18 protein-coding genes are annotated in these 20,596 nt (G+C 64.0%); 3 read left to right on the top strand and 15 right to left on the bottom strand.

The annotated features are described in order from the left end of the window. Positions 1 to 94 precede the first annotated feature (94 nt). The 3 genes from dcd to apbC form a co-directional block, all read right to left on the bottom strand. Positions 95 to 664, bottom strand: coding sequence for a dCTP deaminase (gene dcd / locus NCR37_RS03345; protein WP_014190693.1), 570 nt, complete (start codon positions 662 to 664; stop codon positions 95 to 97). A gap of 158 nt (positions 665 to 822) precedes the next feature. Continuing rightward, on the bottom strand, positions 823 to 1,368 hold the full coding sequence (locus tag NCR37_RS03340; protein WP_250471608.1) for a superoxide dismutase family protein: 546 nt from the start codon (positions 1,366 to 1,368) through the stop codon (positions 823 to 825). A gap of 120 nt (positions 1,369 to 1,488) precedes the next feature. Further along, positions 1,489 to 2,577: an iron-sulfur cluster carrier protein ApbC gene (apbC, locus tag NCR37_RS03335; RefSeq protein ID WP_250471606.1), complete on the bottom strand. Its 1,089-nt coding sequence runs from the start codon at positions 2,575 to 2,577 to the stop codon at positions 1,489 to 1,491. A 259-nt stretch (positions 2,578 to 2,836) separates the two neighbouring features. Here apbC and NCR37_RS03330 point away from each other — a divergent pair, with 259 nt between their 5' ends. Beyond that, positions 2,837 to 3,493, top strand: a complete 657-nt coding sequence (locus NCR37_RS03330; RefSeq protein ID WP_250471604.1) for a YiaD family glycine zipper/OmpA-like lipoprotein — start codon at positions 2,837 to 2,839, stop codon at positions 3,491 to 3,493. A gap of 606 nt (positions 3,494 to 4,099) precedes the next feature. Beyond that, on the top strand, positions 4,100 to 6,238 hold the full coding sequence (gene metG, locus NCR37_RS03325; RefSeq protein WP_250471603.1) for a methionine--tRNA ligase: 2,139 nt from the start codon (positions 4,100 to 4,102) through the stop codon (positions 6,236 to 6,238). Positions 6,239 to 6,365: 127 nt separating this feature from the next. Here metG and NCR37_RS03320 read toward each other — a convergent pair whose 3' ends face one another. From NCR37_RS03320 to NCR37_RS03275, 10 genes are all read right to left on the bottom strand, one after another. Continuing rightward, positions 6,366 to 7,310: an amidohydrolase family protein gene (locus tag NCR37_RS03320; RefSeq protein ID WP_250471594.1), complete on the bottom strand. Its 945-nt coding sequence runs from the start codon at positions 7,308 to 7,310 to the stop codon at positions 6,366 to 6,368. Continuing rightward, on the bottom strand, positions 7,307 to 8,623 hold the full coding sequence (locus tag NCR37_RS03315; protein ID WP_250471593.1) for an MFS transporter: 1,317 nt from the start codon (positions 8,621 to 8,623) through the stop codon (positions 7,307 to 7,309). Before NCR37_RS03315 ends, NCR37_RS03320 begins: the two co-directional genes overlap by 4 nt. A gap of 14 nt (positions 8,624 to 8,637) precedes the next feature. Further along, on the bottom strand, positions 8,638 to 9,876 hold the full coding sequence (locus NCR37_RS03310) for an MFS transporter (protein ID WP_250471591.1): 1,239 nt from the start codon (positions 9,874 to 9,876) through the stop codon (positions 8,638 to 8,640). Then, entirely contained in the window at positions 9,873 to 11,159 is a 1,287-nt protein-coding gene (locus NCR37_RS03305; protein ID WP_250471589.1) for an MFS transporter, read from the bottom strand. Before NCR37_RS03305 ends, NCR37_RS03310 begins: the two co-directional genes overlap by 4 nt. After that, positions 11,156 to 12,220: an amidohydrolase family protein gene (locus NCR37_RS03300; RefSeq protein ID WP_250471587.1), complete on the bottom strand. Its 1,065-nt coding sequence runs from the start codon at positions 12,218 to 12,220 to the stop codon at positions 11,156 to 11,158. Before NCR37_RS03300 ends, NCR37_RS03305 begins: the two co-directional genes overlap by 4 nt. Before the next feature lie 13 nt (positions 12,221 to 12,233). Next, entirely contained in the window at positions 12,234 to 13,385 is a 1,152-nt protein-coding gene (locus NCR37_RS03295) for a porin (RefSeq protein ID WP_350029044.1), read from the bottom strand. 42 nt (positions 13,386 to 13,427) lie between these two features. Next, a complete protein-coding gene (locus NCR37_RS03290; protein WP_250471585.1) occupies positions 13,428 to 14,807 on the bottom strand; it encodes an MFS transporter in 1,380 nt (459 codons plus the stop codon). Between the two features lie 84 nt (positions 14,808 to 14,891). Further along, on the bottom strand, positions 14,892 to 15,818 hold the full coding sequence (locus NCR37_RS03285; RefSeq protein ID WP_250471583.1) for an SMP-30/gluconolactonase/LRE family protein: 927 nt from the start codon (positions 15,816 to 15,818) through the stop codon (positions 14,892 to 14,894). Between the two features lie 20 nt (positions 15,819 to 15,838). Continuing rightward, positions 15,839 to 16,786, bottom strand: a complete 948-nt coding sequence (locus NCR37_RS03280; RefSeq protein WP_250471581.1) for an NAD(P)-dependent oxidoreductase — start codon at positions 16,784 to 16,786, stop codon at positions 15,839 to 15,841. Then, positions 16,786 to 17,478, bottom strand: coding sequence for an RraA family protein (locus tag NCR37_RS03275; protein WP_250471579.1), 693 nt, complete (start codon positions 17,476 to 17,478; stop codon positions 16,786 to 16,788). Before NCR37_RS03275 ends, NCR37_RS03280 begins: the two co-directional genes overlap by 1 nt. Before the next feature lie 166 nt (positions 17,479 to 17,644). Between NCR37_RS03275 and NCR37_RS03270 the strand changes: the two genes are divergently transcribed. Beyond that, positions 17,645 to 18,373 (top strand): IclR family transcriptional regulator, encoded by a 729-nt coding sequence (locus tag NCR37_RS03270; protein WP_206470315.1) that lies wholly within the window; start codon positions 17,645 to 17,647, stop codon positions 18,371 to 18,373. A gap of 53 nt (positions 18,374 to 18,426) precedes the next feature. On the opposite strand, the gene NCR37_RS03265 is transcribed toward NCR37_RS03270, so the two are convergent. Further along, positions 18,427 to 19,137: an IclR family transcriptional regulator gene (locus tag NCR37_RS03265; RefSeq protein ID WP_250471578.1), complete on the bottom strand. Its 711-nt coding sequence runs from the start codon at positions 19,135 to 19,137 to the stop codon at positions 18,427 to 18,429. Next, complete coding sequence (locus NCR37_RS03260) at positions 19,134 to 20,366, bottom strand: alpha-hydroxy acid oxidase (RefSeq protein ID WP_250471576.1); 1,233 nt, start codon at positions 20,364 to 20,366, stop codon at positions 19,134 to 19,136. The genes NCR37_RS03265 and NCR37_RS03260 overlap by 4 nt, the downstream gene beginning before the upstream one ends. Between the last annotated feature and the right edge of the window lie 230 nt (positions 20,367 to 20,596).

Here is a 20,596-nt window from a genome sequence, read left to right as displayed (position 1 = left end):
TCCAAATGGAACGACCGCTGCCCGAGACTTTTTCCCGGAGCCAGCGGTCCTTCGACAAGCGCGTGCCGTGTGCGGTTCTAGGGACGCGGAGCGATCAGGTTTTCGGCAGCGTCACGCCGTGCTGCCCTTGATACTTGCCGCCGCGGTCGGCGTAGGACGTCTCGCAGATTTCGTCGCTCTCGAAGAAGAGAACCTGCGCGACGCCTTCATTCGCGTAGATTTTGGCGGGCAATGGTGTCGTATTCGAGAATTCGAGCGTCACATAGCCTTCCCACTCCGGCTCGAACGGCGTGACGTTCACGATGATCCCGCAGCGCGCGTAGGTCGACTTGCCGAGACACACGGTCAGGCACGAGCGCGGAATGCGGAAATATTCGACCGTGCGCGCGAGCGCGAAGGAATTCGGCGGAATGATGCAGACATCGCCCTTGAAGTCCACGAACGATTTCTCGTCGAACGCCTTTGGATCGACGATGGTCGAGTTGATGTTCGTGAAGATCTTGAATTCGTCGGCCACGCGAATGTCGTAGCCGTAGCTCGACGTGCCGTAACTCACGATCTTGCGGCCGTCCTCGGCCACGCGCACCTGATCGCGCACGAACGGCTCGATCATCTTGTGCTCTTCGGCCATGCGCCGAATCCACTTGTCGGACTTGATGCTCATAGGGGACGTACCCAACGTTGCGGCTGAAGTCGCGCACTTGGCGCGACTTCAGGCCTGCGGTGAAACGGCGCATGGCCTCGTGCGGCCAGACGAAAATGGAAGCGCGTATTTTACGCGGAACGACGCTCGCCGCGAGATCGGCCGTTCGGACGATGCCGTTATCGCCGGATGACGCCGCACGCAAGCGTCGGACCCACGTTGTGGGGACTCAGCGCATAAGGGTCGGCCGCTTCGCGGTGCAGCATGATCGCGCGGGAGATGACCGAGCGCACGCCGTCGAGCGACACGTCCGTCGCCACGATAAAGCCAGTGGCCGCGCCCGTGGCGTCCGCGTGAATGTTGCCGAGTTCGCCTTCGAGCCGGCTGCCGTTGCGCCCGCGGTCGGACGGCAGCGCGAAGACCGGGCTCGCGTCCCCGTTCACCGCGATGCAGTCGCCGCGTTCGTGAACTTGCAGCGCGTGGTCGCTATTGGGCGGCATGTCGACGAGGTTGTACGAAATCTGCACGCCGTCGGCGCGTTCGATGAGCGTCACCGTGCCGCGCGCCGTATTGCCGGGCGTGGGCGTCAGCGTGGCGTCCGCGCGTTTCTCGTGATTCTGGAAGATGATGCCGCAGCCGCCGAGCAGCACGCTGCACACCGCCGCGGCGACGGCGAACAAGGTGAACCAGGCGGAGCGCGTCCGCCCGTTGACTCTGTCTCTCATGCGATCCTCTCGGCGGCCCGCCGACACCCGTTGCGTCGACGCTGCCGCGTCTCGAAGGCGACATGATACCGCGAGCCGCGCCGCACAAGGCTCGCGCGAGAGGGCCGCTTTTGCGGCGGATCAGGTGTTCTGCACGACGATGCTCGGGAACTTCGAGGTCATGTCGCGCTGACGCTCGGCGACCGAGATCGCGACGCGCCGCGCAATCGCGCGATACGTCTCCGCGATGCGGCTTTCCGGCTGCGATACGACCGTCGGAGAACCGGCGTCGGTGCGCTCGCGAATCGAAATGTCGAGCGGCAACGAACCGAGAATCTGCACGCCGTATTCCTTCGCCATGCGCTCGCCGCCGCCCGCGCCGAAGATATGCTCTTCGTGGCCGCAGTTCGAGCAGATATGCGTGCTCATGTTCTCGACGATGCCGAGAATCGGAATGCCGACCTTCTCGAACATCTTCAAGCCCTTCTTCGCGTCGAGCAGCGCGATGTCCTGCGGCGTCGTCACGATCACCGCGCCCGTCACCGGCACCTTCTGCGACAGCGTGAGCTGGATGTCGCCCGTGCCCGGCGGCATGTCGACGACGAGGTAATCGAGATCCTTCCAGTTCGTCTGGCGCAGCAGTTGTTCGAGCGCGGACGTGACCATCGGGCCGCGCCACACCATCGGGTTGTCCTGCTCGATCAGAAAGCCGATCGAGTTCGCCTGGATGCCGTGGCCGGTCAGCGGATTCATCGACTGGTTATCGGGCGATTCGGGCCGGCCGGAAATGCCGAGCATCATCGGCAGCGAGGGGCCGTAGATGTCGGCGTCGAGCATGCCGACCGATGCGCCTTCCGCCGCGAGCGCGAGCGCGAGATTCGCGGCCGTCGTGCTCTTGCCGACGCCGCCCTTACCCGACGCCACCGCGATGATGTTCTTGACGTTCGGCAACAGCTTCACGCCGCGCTGCACCGCATGCGCGACCACTTGCGAAGAAACGTCGACGGCGGTATCGGTGACGCCTGGCACCTGACGCAGCGCGTCCTCGACGAGTTTGCCGATCGACGCGAACTGCGTCTTGGCCGGATAGCCCAGCACGACGCCCACCGACACCTTGCCGCCTTCGACCGTCACGTTGCGGATGCTCTTGGTGTCAACAAACTTGCGGTTAGTGTTGGGATCGGTCAGGTTAGCGAGTGCAGTGTCGATCTGCGCGCGGTCAATGCTCATTGATACTCCGTGGAACGAGGGTTGCTGCCGTGCGTCGCCGTGCAACAAACTGAGGAAATTGCAAGTAATTGTTAGCGCCGTTGCGCGCGACTTGCTTCGCGCTGCACTATGCCGCTGCTGTCGTTTTCCGGGGACGTATCGCTGCGGGAAAACGGACGATTCTCAATATTGTAGAGGCTCGTCCGAAAGCCCGTCCGAAGACCCTTTCGCACTGTCGGCGCGTGGGCGTCGAACCGCTTGTTGAATCAAGGAGATCAAGATGAAGATGAAGATGTTGACCCGTTTGTCCGTGTTCGCCGTTGCGGGCGCGCTCGTCGCAGGCTGCGCGTCGCAGCAAGGCACCAACGCGGCGGTCGGTACGGGCGTCGGCGCGGCCACGGGCGCGGGCATTGGCGCGATTTTCGGCGGCGGCAAGGGCGCGGCGATCGGCGCGGCTACGGGCGCGGCGGTCGGCGGCATCACCGGCTACAACTGGCAGGCCATCCGCAACAAGATTTCCGGCGACTCGAAGGGCACCGGCACGCAGGTGACTGAGCAGCAGGACGGCTCGCTGAAGGTCAACATCCCGAATTCCATCTCGTTCGATACCAACAGCTACGCGATCAAGCCGTCGTTCGATCCGGTTTTGAACTCGGTCACGCAAACGTTGCAGCAGCATCCTGAACTGATCGCGAGCGTCGTCGGCCATACGGACAACACCGGCACGGCCGCGTACAACCAGACGCTTTCGCAGAACCGCGCGCAGAGCGTGGCGTCGTATATCTCGACCCACGGCGTTCCCGCGCAGCGGCTGTCGGCGCAGGGCATGGGCCAGAACCAGCCGATCGCCGACAACTCGACGGAAGCCGGCCGCGCGCAGAATCGTCGCGTGGAAATCTACCTGCGCGCGACGGCGCAGCCGGGCCAGGTTCAGTAAGACCTGACTATCAGGGGATGGGCGGGGAGCGGGCAATCTGACACCGATTCAGAGGCGAGTGAAAAATTTTTGAAACTTGCCGGCGCGCCGCTTGTCTGTCGTTATGGTGGGTGGATGGCTGGGCCATCGCCTGCCATTCTCCTCTTGTCGTTGTTGCTCCGGGGCCCGATTGGACCCCGGTTTTTTTTGGGCGAACGACTCAAGCGATATCCTCGATTGCGTCGTTGCGGGGCCGAATCTGTCGGCTTTGCCCAATCCCAATCGCCGCCTCTCGCGGACGCGGATAAATCAACTTATCCATTCACCAAATGTGAACGTCCGTCGCGCGCGGCGTTAGCTTTCCCACTTCTTCAAGGATCGTCCTGTCCGCCAGCAATCGGTTGGCTGGATGGGCGACGCCGGCAGCCCGGCGACTCCTTGCCGCACACAATGGCAACAGCACGTGTGCCGTCCACCGACTGAACCGCGCTTTCGTTGGCTTCTCTCCGGGCGTACCGACTCGTGACGGGAAGAAGCGTCCGCGCCTGCGCGACGTGCCCGCCCGCCCTGCTAGAATCGACATTCCCCTTTTCACCCGCTTCCAGCACTCCTCCGGGCCGCGCCTCCATGTCAGCATCGTCAGCACCGATTTCCGCCACCGCGTCCGCCGCTTCGGCCAACGAAGGCGGCCGCCGCCAGATTCTCGTCACGTCCGCGCTTCCGTACGCGAACGGCCAGATTCATATCGGCCACATGGTCGAGTACATTCAGACTGACATCTGGGTGCGGACGCTGCGCATGCACGGCCACGAGGTCTACTACGTCGGCGCCGACGACACGCACGGCACGCCGATCATGCTGCGCGCCGAAAAGGAAGGCATCACGCCGAAAGCGCTGATCGAACGCGTCTGGAAGGAGCACAAGCGCGATTTCGACAGCTTCGGCATCTCGTTCGACAACTACTATTCGACCGACGCCGAAGAAAACCGCGTGCTGTGCGACTCCATCTATACCGCGCTTCAGCAAGCCGGCCTGATCGAAGCACGCGATATCGAGCAAGCCTACGATCCGGTCAAGGAAATGTTCCTGCCGGACCGCTTCATCAAGGGCGAATGCCCGAAATGCGGCGCGAAAGACCAATACGGCGACAACTGCGAAGTCTGCGGCTCCACGTATCAGCCGACCGAGCTCATCAATCCGTATTCGGTAGTGTCGGGCGCGACGCCCATCCGCAAGACATCGACGCATTACTTCTTCCGCCTGTCCGATCCGCGTTGCGAAGACTTCCTGCGCGGCTGGGTCGGCGGACTCGCGCAAGCCGAAGCCACCAACAAGATGCGCGAATGGCTCGGCGACAAAGGCGAAGCCAAGCTCGCCGACTGGGACATTTCGCGCGACGCGCCGTACTTCGGCTTCGAAATTCCCGGCGCGCCGGGCAAGTACTTCTACGTGTGGGTGGACGCCCCCGTCGGCTATTACGCGAGCTTCAGGAATCTGGCGGATCGCATCGGCGTGGATTTCGACGCCTGGGTGAAGCCCGGCTCGAAGGCCGAGCAGTATCACTTCATCGGCAAGGACATTCTGTATTTCCACACGCTTTTCTGGCCCGCGATGCTTCAGTTCTCCGGCCACCGCACGCCGACGAACGTGTTCGCGCACGGCTTTCTGACCGTGGACGGCGCGAAGATGTCGAAGTCGCGCGGCACGTTCATCACGGCGCAAAGCGTGATCGACACAGGCATCAATCCGGAGTGGCTGCGCTATTACTTCGCGGCGAAGCTGAACAGCACGATGGAAGACATCGACCTGAATCTCGACGACTTCCAGGCGCGCGTGAACAGCGATCTGGTCGGCAAGTACGTGAACATCGCGAGCCGCGCGGCGGGCTTCCTCATCAAACGCTTCGATGGCCGCGTGCAGGACAGCGCGATGCAGCATCCGCTTATCGCGCAACTGCGCGGCGCTGTCCCGCAGATCGCGGCGTTCTACGAATCGCGCGAATACGGCCGCGCGCTGCGCACGACGATGGAACTCGCCGACGCCGTGAACGCATACGTCGATACCGCGAAGCCGTGGGAACAGGCAAAAGACCCCGCGAACGCGGTCGCGCTGCATGAGACGTGCAGCGTGAGCCTCGAAGCGTTCCGCCTGCTCTCGCTGGCGCTGAAGCCGGTGATGCCGAAGCTCGTCGAATCCGTGGAAGCGTTCCTCGGCATTGCGCCGCTCGCATGGGCCGATGCCGAGCGCCCGCTCTCGTCCGCCAATGCGATCAACGCGTACAAGCATCTGACGACGCGCGTTGATCCGAAGCAGATCGAGGCGCTGCTCGCGGCGAATCGCGAATCGCTGCAACCGGCCGCGCCGGAAGCGACGAGCGCCGCGGCGTCGAAACCCGCCGCCAAGAAAGAAGCGAAGGACGACAGCGGCGTCATCTCCATCGACGATTTCGCGAAGGTCGATTTGCGTATTGCGAAGATAGTCGACTGCAAGGCAGTGGAAGGCTCCGACAAGCTGCTGCAACTGACGCTCGATATCGGCGAGGAGAAGACGCGTAACGTGTTCTCCGGCATCAAGTCGGCGTATCAGCCGCAGGATCTCGTCGGCAAGCTGACGGTGATGGTCGCCAATCTCGCGCCGCGCAAGATGAAGTTCGGCATGTCCGAAGGCATGGTGCTCGCCGCATCCGCCACGGACGAGAAGGCCGAACCGGGCCTCTACATTCTGGAGCCGCATAGCGGCGCGAAGCCGGGCATGCGCGTGAAGTAACGCGCGGCGTCGTCGAAGAAAGGGCACACGCGCGATCGTGTGCCCTTTTGTTTTGGTTGATCGTCAATCTGCGGGGATCGACTTCGCCTGATTGGAACAGGATGAGCGTTCCGAGATGGACCACCGCCTACGCGGCATCGAAGCCATAAAGCCTCGTCGGATTCGTCACGAATATCATCTGCTGCCACTCCGGCCTGTCGATCCAGCCCGCGATGACATCGACCAGGCTGGCGTCGTCCGGCTTGCCCGATGTCTGCGTCGGATGCGGCCAGTCCGTGCCCCAGAGCATGCGCTCAGGGGCCATGGCGATGAGTGCCCTGGCGACCGGCGCCACGTCTTCATAGCCGGGCGCGCCCGTCTTGCTGTCCACGTACGGCCCCGACAACGTGATCCACGTGTTGCCCCTCTCGACGAGACGCTGCACCGTGCGTAGCGCGTCGCTGGAGGCTCCGCCGGGCTGCGGCACGTGCCCGATATGGTCGATGACGAGCGGGCAAGGCAGCGCCGCGAGGTGCCCCTCCAGTTGCGGCAGCTTCGCGCCTTGCACGACGAGTTCGATATGCCATCCCATCGGAGCGATGCGCTTTGCGAGCGGCGGGAGCATCTCCAGCGTCGTCGCGCCGGGATAGCTCAGGTTGAATCGAATGCCGCGCACGCCGGCGCCGTTCAACGCATGAAGCTCGTCATCCGTCACCGACGTATCGACGACCGCAATGCCGCGCGCGTCGTTGCCGAAGCGCTTCAACGCTTCGACGGTGCATCGGTTGTCGGTGCCGTATGTCGATGGCGTCACGACGACGTTGCGTCGTATCCCGAGCCGCGTCTGCAACAGCCGATATTGCTCGACTGTCGCATTGGGCGGCCGCAGTTTGGTGCCAGGCGCCACCGGAAAGCGATCGTCATAGATATGCATGTGACAATCGACGGCATGCTCCGGCAATGCGAAGGACGGTCGCTCCGAACCGCTCGACCACGTTTCCTCGGCCGCCGCCGTGCGAGGCAGCGCGGCCGTCGCGAGGGACGCGCAAGCCAGTTCCAGAAAGCCGCGTCGCGACAGACCCTTGCTGCTCATGCCGCCTCCGTCTTGCCGACCATGCGCCCGGATTGACCCTTGCGCGTCAGAAGGAGCAGCGTGGCGACGCTGACGAGCGTCAGGATGCCGAGCGGCATCAGCGCGAGCGAATAGCTGCCCGTCGCGGCCTTGACCCAGCCGTAGACGTTGACCATCAGGCCGCCACCCAGCAAGTTCGCGATGGCATTGACGGTGGCCAACCCGGCTGCGATCGTGCTGTTCGACAGCATGTCCGATGCGAGCGCCCAGAACGGCCCCTTGAACGCATAGGCGCCGACGAGCACGCAGCACAGCATGCACACGGTGGGCACCAGCGAGCCGCTGAGCGACGTGGCGAAGAGACCGCCGCCGATCAAGAGCATCGGCACGACGGTATGCCAGCGATGCTCTTTCGTGCGGTCGGAATGACGGCCCCAGAAGATCATCAGAATCGACGCCAGCGCGTACGGCACGGCGTTCAGCATGCCCGTTTGCAGCACGGTCAAGCCATACGACTTCAACAACTGCGGCTGCCACACCGACAACGTGCTGCCCGCAGCGGACGCACAGGTATCGACGAGCGCGAGACACAGCACGTAGCGGTTGCGAAAGAGCTTGGTCAGCGGCATCGGCGCGACCTTCTTCGGCTGTGCATTTTCCGCGGCGAGCGCGCCGAGCAGCCACGCGCGCTCGTCTTCGTTCAGCCATGTCGCCTTGGCGGGCTTGTCGGTCAGCATGAAGAGGCACGCGATGCCGAGCAGCACCGTCGGCACCCCTTCGAGGACGAAGAGCCAGTGCCAGCCGCGCAGACCCGCAATGCCGTCCATCTGCAGCAAGAGCGCGGAGATGGGCGAACCGATGAAGCTCGCCGCCGGAATCGACACCATGAAGGTCGCGACGACGCGCGCGCGATACGCCTTCGGCACCCAGTAGGACAGATAGAGCAGCACGCCCGGCGCAAAGCCGGCTTCGGCCGCGCCGAGCAGGAAGCGCAGGATATAGAACGTCGTGGCGTTGTGCACGAGCGCGGTCGCCGCCGACACCAGCCCCCACGTAATCATGATCCGCGCGATCCAGATGCGCGCGCCGTACTTTTCGAGCGCGAGGTTGCTCGGCACTTCGCAGATGAAATACGACACGAAGAACAGACTCGCGCCGAAGCCGAATACTTTCGCGGACATGCCGATGTCGTGATTCATCTGAAGCGACGCCATGCCGACGTTGCCGCGATCGATGAACGCCATCAGATAACAGATCATCAGGAACGGCAGCAGCCGCCAGATGACCTTTCGCATCGTCTGCCGCTCGAGTGTCGTGGTGCTTGCAATTGACATGTTCGTCTCCGACTTTATGCGCCTTCGCGCTGTAGTTTGAATCGTTGCCACGCGACGATGGACAGGACGCCCACCGCGAGCACCACCGCCATCGCCGCGAATGTGTGGCGCACGCCGAGCGCCTCGGATATCGTGCCGACGAGCAGATAGCCGAACGGCATCGTCCCGTTGTAGGCCATGCCGTACATGCCGACGAGTCCGCCGCGAACGTGCTCGGGGCAGCGGCGCTGAATGGTCGCGTTCGTCGATGTCGCCGCGAACGTGAGGCTGAAGCCCAGCGCGTAGAACGCGGGCATCGATGCGCCCACCGCGCTCGTCGTGGCGAGCACCATCAGCGCGATGATCGCGGTCCACGGCGCCCACGCGATGAACCGCGCCGACGCGCGCGGACCCAGCGCCGACGAGAGCAGCACGGCCGAACTCAGCGAACCCGCGCCCGCGCAGGCGAAGAACACGCCGGTGAAACGCGCGGCGTCGTGGAACGCGCGGTCCGCCAGAAGCGGCACGAGCGTCTGGTAACTCGCCGCGAAGAGGCCGATGCACGCGAGGATCGGAAGATAGCGCGCGGAAAAGGCGTCCGACATCACATAGCCCACGGCGTCGCGCAAGCTGCTGTCCGCCCGCGAGGCGCGTGCCTCCGTGGACAGTCGAATCGAACGCACGCATATCGCCATGAAACACAGCGCGAGCGCGTAGATTGCGAACGATGCGCGCGGACCGAGCGTCGGATAGACGAATCCCGCAATCGTCGGGCCGACCATGCGGCCGACGTTATAGACCATCGTGTTCATCGCGACCGCGTTCGAGGTCAGGCTCGTATCGCGCAGGCTCGTCAGCAGCAACACCTGACGCGCGGGCACTTCGATCGCACTCGAAATGCCGATCGCCAGCGCATGCGCGAGAATCAGCGGCACATTCAGCAGATGCAATGCGGAGAGCGTGATAAGGCTGCCCGTCAAAATGAGCGACGCCGTGAGCACGCACAGCGTCACGCGACGCGCGTTCTCCGCGCGAATGCGCGATCCGGCGACGGGCGCGACGACCAGTTGCGGCCCGTACAACAGGAAGTTGAGCAGCGCGAGTATCGCCGCCGAACCCGACAGGTGATACACGAGCAGGTTCAGCGTCACGTTCTGCGTCCAGCTTCCCAGCACCGACGCGACCTGCCCGCTCAGATAGCGCCGCAGCGACGCTTCATTGAGGGCGGGAAAGAGCCTGCCGATCCATCCCGGCTGATTTGCGGCGGTCGTCATGCGAGCGTCTTGCCGCGCGTCTCCGGCGCGAAGAACACCACGATCGCGGCGGCGATGAACGCGACGATGGTCGTCGACAAGCCGAGCACGAAGCCGCCCGCAGTCGTTGCGAGTGTCCCGATGACGAGCGGCGCGATGAATCCGCCGAGCCGCCCGCCGTTGTACGCGAGGCCCATGAGAAAGCCGCGCGATGCTGTATTGCCGATGATTTCCGCGAGAAACGGTCCCGCGCCCGCGAAGATGCCGTTCACGCTGAAGCCCGTGAAGAAGATGGCGACCATCAGCACGAGCGCATTCGACGACAGGATGTAGCCGAACACCGCCGCCGCGCCGACGAGCAGATATGCCATGAACATCGGCCGGCGGCCGAGGCGATCGACGAAAGCGGAAAACATCAGAAAGCCGGCGATTGCGCCGAATTGCAGCGCGAGCACGAACTTGAGGCTATGCACGAAATCGAGGTGCTTCACCGTGACGAGGAATGTCGGCGTCCAGGTGAACACGCCCCAGTACAGGTATTGCAGAAAGAAGATGAACATGAACGCAGTGAGCAGACCGCGAACGTTCAACTTCGCATCGACGGGAGCGGTCTTTGCCTGCGCCCTCGCGCGTTTGCGTTCGAGCCAGATGGGCGACTCGGGCGTCTTGCGCGCGACGAAGAACAGGATGAAGAACGGCAGCGCACCGATCAGGAACAGCACGCGCCATCCGTGGCCCGCGAGACCGTCGTTGACGCCGCTGACGATGCCCGAGATCGTGATCGCGAGAATCGCGCCGATGGGCAGTCCCATCTGCATCAGCGCGCCGCCCTTGCCGCGGCGGCTCGCGTGCCACGTTTCGGCGATGAGCGCCGCGCCCGCCGTCCACGTCCCGCCCATGCCGAGCGCGCCGAAGAAGCGGATCGTCGCGAACCAGTGCTCGTTCGGCGCAAACGCGAGCAGCCCTGAGAACAGCGAATAGATGCCGATGCAAAGCAGCGCCGTGCGCACGCGCCCCAGCCGGTCGGACACGTAGCCGAACAGGATGCCGCCGAGAATCTGCCCGGCGGCCGTGATGCTCGTGAAAAGCCCGAGCTGGGCTTTCGACAGACCGAATTGCAGCGCAAGCGTCGGCAAGAGAAGCGAGAGGAGGAACGAGTCATAGCTCTCGAACGTCCAGCCGAGACCGGCGAGCGACAGCGAGCGCCACTCCCCGCGCGTGATGTCCTTGTAACGCTTCCCTTCGGCTTCGCTGCCGATTTCCCTTCCGATTGCGCCCGATGCGACGCTAGCGCTGGTTTTCATGACTCGTCTCCTGGTAGCCGCAAGCAATACGTCGCCGCGGCGGTGCCGCTGAATAGCGCGGATTTTTCATCCGCTGACAATGACTGCGCCAGCCGCTTGAAGGCGTTCCACAGCACGCTGTAGCTGAACATGCCCTTGTCCACGGGGAAGTTGCTCTCGAACATGCAGCGCTTCGCGCCGAACAGTTCGATGCAGGTCTCGAAGTAAGGTCGCCACGCAGCGGCGAGTTCCTCCGACGAAGGCGGCGTTTCGCGCGACGCGAAGCCGAACCCGAAGCCGAATCCGAAACCGAACACGGTCATGCCCGCGCCGCCCAGCTTCATGCGCGTGTTGGGCAGGCTCGCCAGGCGCGCGAGCCCCTGCCGCCATTCGGCCATGACCTGCTCGCGGCTGTTCGCGTGCGGTCCGACGCCGAGCGGGCCGCCGAAGTGATCGATGACCACGGTCACATCCGGCGCAGCGCTCGCCAGTTCGTACAGTTCCGCGAGTTGCGTGTGATAGACCCACGCGTCCAGCGACAGCCCGTAGCGCGCCAGCGTCTTCACCCCTTGCCGGAAGTCGGCGTTCGCCATCAGATCGCGCGGCGGCGTCACCGGGCTCGAAACCACGTCCGCGCTCGAATGCCACGCGAGCGGATTGCGGATGCCGCGCAAGCGGCCGCCCGTGACCTGAAGCATGGCTTCGAGCACGGGCGCGACCGCATCGCCCAGCGCGAGGTCCGCGCCGCCGACGATCGCGTCGCAGGCTCTCGTCGCTCCATACGCCCCGCTTGCGAACATCGCGGCGATGCCGTTGGCGAACTCCGCTTCGCCGACCGGCTTCATCGCCGCGGGACCGTGCTCACGCAGCATCGACCGGCATTGCACATACACGCTCGCTACGATGCGATGCCCGCTGCCGACATCGCGCGCGAACTCGTCGGTCAGATAGCGCCCGCTCTGCCGGTCCCACAGATGATGATGCGCATCGACGATGGGAAGATCCGGCTCCAGAATCGGCTCCTGACGGCGCGCGAGCCATTCTTCGCGGACGGGCAAATGAGGCGCATGGACGATCTGCACGGCGGTTTCCTCGTCAGAACTTCTGGCGCAGGCCGACTGTGACGCCGGTCTGGTTGTACCCGGGCGCGACCGTGCCGTAGCCGTTCACGCCGAGCGCCGACTTGTCCTTGTTGTGCGCGTAACCGACGGTCGCGTACAGGTCGGTGCGCTTCGACAGGAAGTAGTCGGCGTTGATCACAGCAAGCCACGGATCGGCGCCGGTCGAATGAACGTCGTGGTAGTACCCGGCCGCGGTCAGCTGGAACGACGGCGTGATCAGATATTGCGCGCCGAGCCAGTACAGGTTGGCGGCATTGGCGGCCGAACCGTTGGCGACGGCAATCGGATTGGCCGGCAGGAATGCGTTCGATGCCCGCAGATAGCGGTAGCCAGCATAAGCCGTCACCGGACCGAAGCTGTACGTCGCGGCGGCGAGCGCGCGGCGCTCGGTGCTCGTGTTCGTGGTGAGCGTGTTGCTGTTGCGCTGTTCGTAGACTGCGGTCGCCGCGATCGGGCCGCTCGCATAGGTCAACGCGCCGCTGAAGAACCGGCCGGTGATGAGCGCGCCCGGCACTTCGGAACCGTAGCCCGTGTCGTAGCGCGTGCTGTACATCGCCTGCGCGGTCAGCGGACCGAACTTGCCGGTGTACTTCACCGAATTGTCGATGCGAGCGGCGAGCGCATAGTCGAGCGACAGCGCTGAGTACCGCGACGAGACACCCATCGGATCGAACGTCACCGACTGTTCGTAAATCAGCGCGTTCTGGCGACCCAGGGTCAACTGCTGCCCTTTGTAGCTGAGACCGACCCATGCCTGCCGGCCGAAGAGGCGCGAGGTCGTCGTCGGGTTCGTGCCGAGGCCGCGCGTCGACTGCGAGCTCGTTCCGTCGTTGATATTGAAGCCGGCCTCGAGGTTGAACAGCGCCTTCAGCCCGCCGCCCATGTCTTCGACGCCCTTCAGGCCCCAGCGCGAGCCGGAAAGATTGCCGGACACTTCTCTCACTTGCGATCCGCCGGCACTGGTGTTGTTCAGATACTCGACGCCGACATCGGCGATGCCGTACAGCGTCACGCTGCTTTGCGCACGCGCCGCGCTGGACGCGAACGTCATGCTTGCGACTGCGACCGTCCCAAGCGCAAGACCGGTTCTAAGCTTGGCTTTCTTCTGAGCCTTCTTCACGGACATTTCGTCTCCAAACAGAGTTATGAATTTTGTGGACGCAGGGCTTCACGACTTGCGCGCGGCGCTGGCTTCGCCGGCATTCGCGCCGGGATCGCCGAGCCATGCGATCGTCAGCGCGCCGATCAGCAGCACGGCGGAGACGGCGAGCAGCGGCAGCGTGAAGCCGCCGGACATCTGCTTGAGCGCGCCGATCATCGACGGTCCCGCGAAGCCGCCGAGATTGCCGACGGATACAATGAGCGCGAGGCCGCCCGCCGCGGCGCGGCCGGTGAGGAAGCTGGAGGGAATCGCCCAGTACGTCGCCTGGAACGCGAGAATTCCGCTGACGGTGAAACACAGGGCGATGAGCTTCAGGAGCGGCACGTCGGTCAGCGCGCTGCACGCAAGCGCGGCGGCGGCAATCAGCAAAGCGCCGGCAACGTACGGCACGCGCTTTTGCGCCTTGTTCGCCACCCGCGCCCACCACAGCATGGCGAACGCGCCGATCAGGTAAGGAAGCGCCGTCAGCCAGCCGACGACCGAATGCGTGACGCCGAACTGCTTGATGATCTGCGGCATCCACAAGCCGACGCCCACCGATCCGACGATCCCGCAGAAGTTGATGAACGCGAGCACGAACACGCGCCAGTTGGTCATGGCGTCGCGCAACGTGCTGCCGTGCTTGCTGCCGATATCCTTCTGCTCCGCCGCGAGGCGCCGGGCGAGCGTAACCTTCTCTTCGTCGCTGAGCCAGCTAGCCTTGTCGGGACGATCCGCGAGGATGAAGAGGCATGCAACGCCGAGCAGCACGGCGGGCAGACCTTCGATCAGCAGCAGCCATTGCCAGCTTTTCAGGCCGTGCAATCCGCCCAATTGAAGCAGCGCGCCCGAGATCGGCGAGCCGATCATGTTCGCGACGGGAATGCCGACGAGAAACGCGGCCGTCACCTTGGCGCGCCATTTGCCGGGAAACCAGTGCGTGAAATACAGATAGATGCCGGGCGTGAATCCGGCTTCCGCGATGCCGAGCAGGAAGCGCGCGCCGGCGAAGCTCTTCGGCCCGACGACGAACGCGGTCAGCATCGAGCACACGCCCCAGGTAATCATGATGCGCGCGATCCAGACCCGCGCCCCGACCTTCTGCATGATGAGGTTGCTCGGAATCTCGAACAGGAAGTAGCCGATCGAGAACAGTCCGGCAGCCAGGCCGAACTGCTCGCCTGTGAGACCGAGGTCCTTGTTCATCGTCAGCGCAGCGAAGCCGACATTCGTTCGGTCGAGATAGCTGACAACGTAGCAGAGGAAGATGAACGGAAGAATGCGCCGGAACGCCTTCGCGAGCGTGCGTTCGCTGGCGGCGAAGTCTTCGCTGGCGAGCACGTTGCCGCTCGCCGCGTTCTTCGAACGCGCGCTGCGGGTTTCATCGATGGTTTGCGAGAGTTGCATGAGTGGCTCCTCCATCGCGCTGCTTGGGCGCAATGTCTCGGCTTCTCGTCGCGCAGGCGTGCCTGGCCCGTCGACGAGAAAGCCTCAGTATTTCTTTGCTTGCTTGGGAAGCGGTCCGGAAACGGTCATGTCGGCCTTCAACACCAGACCGTTCGTCGACTCGGTCATGAAAAGCGTCTTCATGTCCGCGCCGCCGAAACACAGGTTCGTGAGCGACACGCCTTCCTGCGCGGTCAGAATCTCGACCGGCTCGGCGCGGCGATTGAGCACCCACACGCGGCCAAGCCCCGGATTCGCGATGAACAACCGGCCATCCGAGTCAATCGTCAGACCGTCAGGACCGCTCGGGCCGTAGGACGTGAAGAACTGTCCGACCTTGCTGACCGAGCCGTCCGCCTGCAAGGGCACGCGCCACACGCAGTTGCCGCGCGTCATGCCGACGTAAAGCACCTTCTCGTCCGGCGACAGCACGAGTCCGTTCGGGCTCGGGCAATTGCCAAGCAGCATGTCGAGCTTGCCGTCCGGCGACAGCCGATACACGCGGCCTGTCGGATCGTGCAGGCCGGACTGGCCCTGATCCGTGAAATACAGGTTGCCGTGCGAATCGAAGGTCAGGTCGTTCACGCCCTTGAAGCGCTCGGAGTTGCGGCGCTCGAGGTAGGGCTTCACTTCCCCGCGCTCGATGTCGAGCAGCATCAGGCCGTTGCGATAATCGGTGATGAGCAGGTGAGCGTCGTCGAACAGCTTCATCCCGTTGGGCTCGCCGTCGTACTGCGCGACGAGATCCCACTCGCCCGAAAGCGAAATGCGAAAGATGCGGCCGTAGGGAATGTCGGTCACGTAAAGGTGGCCGCGCGGGTCCCAGACAGGACCTTCGAGAAACGAATCGGTGGTCATGCCGCCGCGATTGGCGCGTGCCCAATCCGTTTGAACATCCGCCTTGCGGTACTTCTCCGGCATGCGCGTGAACACCTGCGCTTCGCGCACTTCGGGCGACGTGAGATAGAACATGCTCAGTACTCCCGCGAACGTCACGCCACCTTGCGGGCGTTTTCCTCGATGACCGCGAGCACGTTGGCCGCAGCGCCCTTGCCCATGTTCACGTAGGCCGCTTCGCTGACGCCGCCGACGTGCGGCGACAGAATCAGATTCGGCACGGACTGGAACGGGTGCGGAACGGTCATCGGCTCGACCGCGAAGCTATCGACGCCGGCCGAGCGCAACCGGCCGCTCGCGAGCGCCTCGACGAGCGCGGCTTCGTCGATCAGCCCGCCGCGCGCCGTGTTCACGAGAATCGCGCCCTGCTTCATGCGAGCAAGCGTGTCGCGATTGATCATGTTGCGGTTCTCGTCCGTCAGCGGACAGTTGAGCGAGAGCACGTCGGACGCTGCGTAGATGTCGTCCATCGACGCGAGCGTCACGCCGTGCGGCGCTTCCTTCGCGAACGGATCGAAGGCGAGCACGTTCATGCCGAACGCGACGCCGATAGCCGCGACGCGTCGCCCGATCGAACCGAGTCCCACCACGCCGAGCGTGCCGCCGTCGAGTTCGAAAGACTTGTGCGTGGACTTGTCCCAGTGACCGGCGCGCATGCGAACATCGAGTTGCGGCACCGACTTCGCGCACGCAAGAATGAGCGCCCACGCGTGCTCGGCGACCGCCGCCGCGTTCGCGCCGACTGCCGCGCGCACCGCGATGCCGCGCGCGCCGGCGGCTTCCTGATCGATCACGTCGATGCCGCTGCCGTGCTTCGAGATGACCTGCAGGTTTTCCGCTGCATCCATGATGCGGGCGTTGATCTTGCCGTAACGGACGATGATCGCGACGGGCTTCGTCTTCTCACACAGCGCGACGATCTCGTCTTCGGTCGGCTGCTTTCCGGCGAATACGACCTTGAACGCGTGCAGCATGTCGAGCGCTTGCGGCGCGAGATCGGCGGCCGTGACGAGAACGACGGGCTCCTGAGCAGTCGTGTTCATTACAGAACCTCGCCTTCGGCCAGCATGCCCGCCGCGCGCAGTTCCTTGTCGAGCCAGCCAGGACGCACAGCGCCCTTGTGGATCGCCGCGATACGCGCCGTTTCCATATCCAGCTTCTTCTGCGCGAGTTCGACGATGCGCGCGACATCCGCGCGCGGAATCACGACGACGCCATCGGCATCGCCGACCACGAGATCGCCGGGATTGACCGCCGTGCCGCCAGCGGAAATCGGATGGTTGACGAGACCGGCCACGCTCTTGGTCGGGCCGCACGGATTCAGGCCGGCGGAGAAGATCGGATAGTCGCCGTTCGCGAGTTCGTGCGCGTCGCGCACCGCTGCGTCGATGACGATGCCCGCGATGCCGCTGACCTTCGCCTGCGTCGCCATGATCTCGCCGAGCAGCGCGCAGCTCACGTCGCCCTTGCCGTCCACGACGATCACATCGCCCGGCTTCGCGACCGCCAGCGCGGCGTGAATCGCGAGGTTGTCGCCTTGTCGCACCTCGACGGTGATCGCCGGTCCCGCGACTTTCATCTTCGGCGATAGCGGCTTCACGCGGCCGTGCACGGTGCCGCGCCGGCCTGCGACGTCGGCGAGGATGGCGGCCTGAAACTTCGCGGCAGCTTGGACGAGTTCGGGTGAAACGCGCTCGATGTCGCGGATGATCGATTGATTCGTGTCGGTGCTCATGGACTAACCTCAGGGGAGAGTTGTATTGTGTGCAACAGTGGTGTACGAAGTGAAACCACTTTAACGCGCGCTCGATGTGCGAGCCAGTAGCGTTAACCCTTTTACGCTGCACACCATCGTTTTACTGTGTACAATGCATCGAAACGATGAACGTGGAGGGGACGAGATGGGAAACGACGGTGTGGTCGCGGTCGAACGAGCGCTCGGCCTGCTCGACTGCTTCAGGCTCGGCAAAGAGAAACTCTCGCTTGCTGCGCTCGCAAGCGCGTCGGGCATGCACAAAACGACGGTTTATCGGCTAATGAACTCGCTCGAGCGCATGGGTTACGTCGTGCGTTCCGACGACGGCATGTACGGACTCGGCGCGCGCGTGCTTTATCTGGGCAAGCTGTATGAGCAGTCGTTTCATCTATCGTCTGTGGTCGAGCCCATACTCTTCGCGCTCGCGGCGCAAACGAAGGAAAGCGCCTCGTATTACGTGCTCGAGAAAAACCAGCGTCTGTGCCTGTTCCGGGCGGAGCCGTCCGAGGGTCTGCGCGAGACCCGGCTCGCGGGAACATCGCTTCCGCTCGACGACACCGCGATCGGCCAGGTGATCCGTTACTGGGGACTGCGCGAACCGATCTTTTCTGAGCCGCCGCAGCTTCCGCTTTTCACATCGGGGGCGCGGGACGTGCATACGGCGGCATTCGCCACGCCGGTCTTCGGGCCCGATGCCGAATTCATGGCCGCGTTGACGTTATCCGGCCCGGCCTCGCGCTTGAACGAGGCGCGCGAAACAGGCGAGCTGATTGCGCCGCAGCTTCAGGCTGCGTCCGATCTTTCACGACGGCTCGGGGCGAGCATGGCGTTTTGCGAGCGCATGTACGGCACCGGCGAGCGCCGTCAAGCCTGAGCCCAAGCAGCGGGCGGCTCGACAGATTCATGACGCAGATCGGCGACGCAGATTCACGGCGCCGCGCCAAGCAATGCGCTGGCAGCGAGCGCTTCGTCGAAGAGTTGCGAGCGAATGCGCTCATCGTCCACATCGAAGTGGCCGATCACGCCCGAAAGCGTCAGCACGCCGACGAACGCATCGGACACACCGAAAAGCGGCGCGGCCATCGACGCGAGCAGCGGGTCACCGACGCCCGCCGACGAGACGATGCCCGCCACGCCCGCGCTCGCGAATGCCTGCACGGTTTTGCGCTCGAAGCGTTTGAAAGCGAGACTCGACGCCGACTTGTCCATTGGACGCCGCGTGCCGGCGCGGATCGCCACGCGAACATCACGCTCGGGTTCCGCCCGCAGCAGACAAAGGCGCGCGTCGCCGTCCCGCACATAAACTGACGCGCTCGCGCCGGTCTTCTCGCTGAGCCGCTCGACGACCGGCTGCAATGTCGTCACGAGCCCCACGCTGCTTTCGAATGCACGGCCGAGCTGGGCGGCCTTGTAGCCCAACCGGTACATGCCGTTTTGCTCCTTGTGCACGAAGCCTCGTGCTTCGAGCGAAAGCATGTATCGGAGAATGACGCTCTTGAAGAGCCCCGTTTGCTGTTCGAGATCCGACAGCGACCGGCCGCCAGGCTCGCCCAGAAACGCTTCGAGCAAGGAAAGCGTCCTGTCGACAGCGGCGACTGACCGGTCTATTTGTTCATCGTCTTTATCGCTGGACTTCATTGCCCGTACCTTTGGCTTGCAGCCACGCCTTCCGGCAACCTGATCAGGACGTCCGGCGTCAATTCGTCGATGCTGACGACGCCGAGCAAGCCGAGATTGCGTTGCACCTCTGCATGCAGGATTGCGATTGCGTGCGCGACGCCCGCCTTGCCGGCCACCGAGGCGGCATAGTTGAACGGCCGGCCGACGAAGACGAAATCCGCGCCAAGCGCGAGCGCCTTCAGAACATCGGTACCCCGCCGGATGCCTCCGTCGATCATCACCGCAATGTCGTGACCGACTGCATTCGCGATTCCAGGCAGCACGCGAAGCGGCGCGGCAGTGCCGTCCAGTTGTCGCCCGCCGTGGTTCGAGATAATGATTCCATCGGCGCCATGATCCCGCGCGGCGATCGCGTCGTCGGTTGCCATGATGCCCTTGATCACGAGCTTTCCCGTCCATTGCGCCCGAATCTGACGCACATGGCTCCAGTTCAGATGGTCCTTCGCGCCGAAATCCCGCACGACGCGGCCCGAGAAGATGGGCGCGCCTCTCGTCGCATACGAGTTCTCGAAGTGCGGCATGCCGTGGTTGACGAGCGTTCTGAGCGCGGTGCCGAAGAGCCATAGAGGGCGCGTGACGCCGTCCCACGCGAGCCGCATGCTCGGCTTCAGCGGTGTCGAAAAGCCCGTGCGGATATTGTTCTCGCGATTCGCCAGCACGGCCGTGTCCACTGTCAGAACGAGCGTGTCGTAGCCGGCGCGTTCGACACGTTCGATCAGCGCGCGAATCTTCTCGGGTTCGCCGGGAAGATAGGCCTGGAACCATGTGCCGGACGCTTCCTTGGCCACTGTCTCGAGAGGAATGAGCGACGAGCCACTCATGATCATCGGGATGCCGGCATCGCGAGCGGCTTGTGCTTGCACGAGGTCGCCACGGTAAGCGGATAACGCGGAAATGCCCATCGGCGCGATGCCGAACGGAGCGCGATACGTCTTGCCGAGCAGTGTCGTCGCTTGCGTGCGCCGGGACACGTCTCGAAGCACGCGCGTCACGAAGCGATATTCCGAATACGCCCGTTCGTTGTCGTCCAGCGATGCGTTGCGCTCGGCCGCACCCGAGATGTAGCCGAATATGGGCCGCGGAAGATGCCGCCGCGCGGCGATTTCAAAGTCATCGAGCGACAAGTATCGCCGCAACGCCTTGGGAGCCGGCTGTGCCGGAGCTTGCTTGGTTGGTTCCGCTTTCATCGCCCGCCTCTCGGATGCACGCATGCCGTCAGAGGCAGGACATCCATGCTGATTCGTGGACCGCTCCGCGCATTAACGACCGCGCCGCGGCTTTGGAAATCATAACGCCGTTATGAAAACCGCGCAACGACTCCCGGCCAGCGAAGCATTCGACGAAATGGGGTGGTCAGCCGAAGCCACGTTTCAGGAAGCTGCGGCTGCTTGCTGGGATCAACGATCAGGACATCGAG

Source organism: Caballeronia sp. GAFFF1 (assembly GCF_023630705.1).
GTDB lineage: Bacteria > Pseudomonadota > Gammaproteobacteria > Burkholderiales > Burkholderiaceae > Caballeronia.
Note: the sequence above shows the minus strand (reverse complement) of the source record. Positions and strands in the feature narration are given on the sequence as shown.

Bases quoted from the DNA above. Each gene is read 5' to 3' on its own strand.
- apbC (WP_250471606.1), bottom strand. From the start codon at position 2,577: ATGAGCATTGACCGCGCGCAGATCGACACTGCACTCGCTAACCTGACC.
- NCR37_RS03260 (WP_250471576.1), bottom strand. From the start codon at position 20,366: ATGAAAGCGGAACCAACCAAGCAAGCTCCGGCACAGCCGGCTCCCAAG.
- NCR37_RS03320 (WP_250471594.1), bottom strand. From the start codon at position 7,310: ATGAGCAGCAAGGGTCTGTCGCGACGCGGCTTTCTGGAACTGGCTTGC.
- metG (WP_250471603.1), top strand. From the start codon at position 4,100: ATGTCAGCATCGTCAGCACCGATTTCCGCCACCGCGTCCGCCGCTTCG.
- NCR37_RS03285 (WP_250471583.1), bottom strand. From the start codon at position 15,818: ATGTTCTATCTCACGTCGCCCGAAGTGCGCGAAGCGCAGGTGTTCACG.
- NCR37_RS03315 (WP_250471593.1), bottom strand. From the start codon at position 8,623: ATGTCAATTGCAAGCACCACGACACTCGAGCGGCAGACGATGCGAAAG.
- NCR37_RS03310 (WP_250471591.1), bottom strand. From the start codon at position 9,876: ATGACGACCGCCGCAAATCAGCCGGGATGGATCGGCAGGCTCTTTCCC.
- NCR37_RS03280 (WP_250471581.1), bottom strand. From the start codon at position 16,786: ATGAACACGACTGCTCAGGAGCCCGTCGTTCTCGTCACGGCCGCCGAT.
- NCR37_RS03275 (WP_250471579.1), bottom strand. From the start codon at position 17,478: ATGAGCACCGACACGAATCAATCGATCATCCGCGACATCGAGCGCGTT.
- dcd (WP_014190693.1), bottom strand. From the start codon at position 664: ATGAGCATCAAGTCCGACAAGTGGATTCGGCGCATGGCCGAAGAGCAC.
- NCR37_RS03305 (WP_250471589.1), bottom strand. From the start codon at position 11,159: ATGAAAACCAGCGCTAGCGTCGCATCGGGCGCAATCGGAAGGGAAATC.
- NCR37_RS03330 (WP_250471604.1), top strand. From the start codon at position 2,837: ATGAAGATGAAGATGTTGACCCGTTTGTCCGTGTTCGCCGTTGCGGGC.
- NCR37_RS03290 (WP_250471585.1), bottom strand. From the start codon at position 14,807: ATGCAACTCTCGCAAACCATCGATGAAACCCGCAGCGCGCGTTCGAAG.
- NCR37_RS03295 (WP_350029044.1), bottom strand. From the start codon at position 13,385: ATGTCCGTGAAGAAGGCTCAGAAGAAAGCCAAGCTTAGAACCGGTCTT.
- NCR37_RS03265 (WP_250471578.1), bottom strand. From the start codon at position 19,137: ATGAAGTCCAGCGATAAAGACGATGAACAAATAGACCGGTCAGTCGCC.
- NCR37_RS03270 (WP_206470315.1), top strand. From the start codon at position 17,645: ATGGGAAACGACGGTGTGGTCGCGGTCGAACGAGCGCTCGGCCTGCTC.
- NCR37_RS03340 (WP_250471608.1), bottom strand. From the start codon at position 1,368: ATGAGAGACAGAGTCAACGGGCGGACGCGCTCCGCCTGGTTCACCTTG.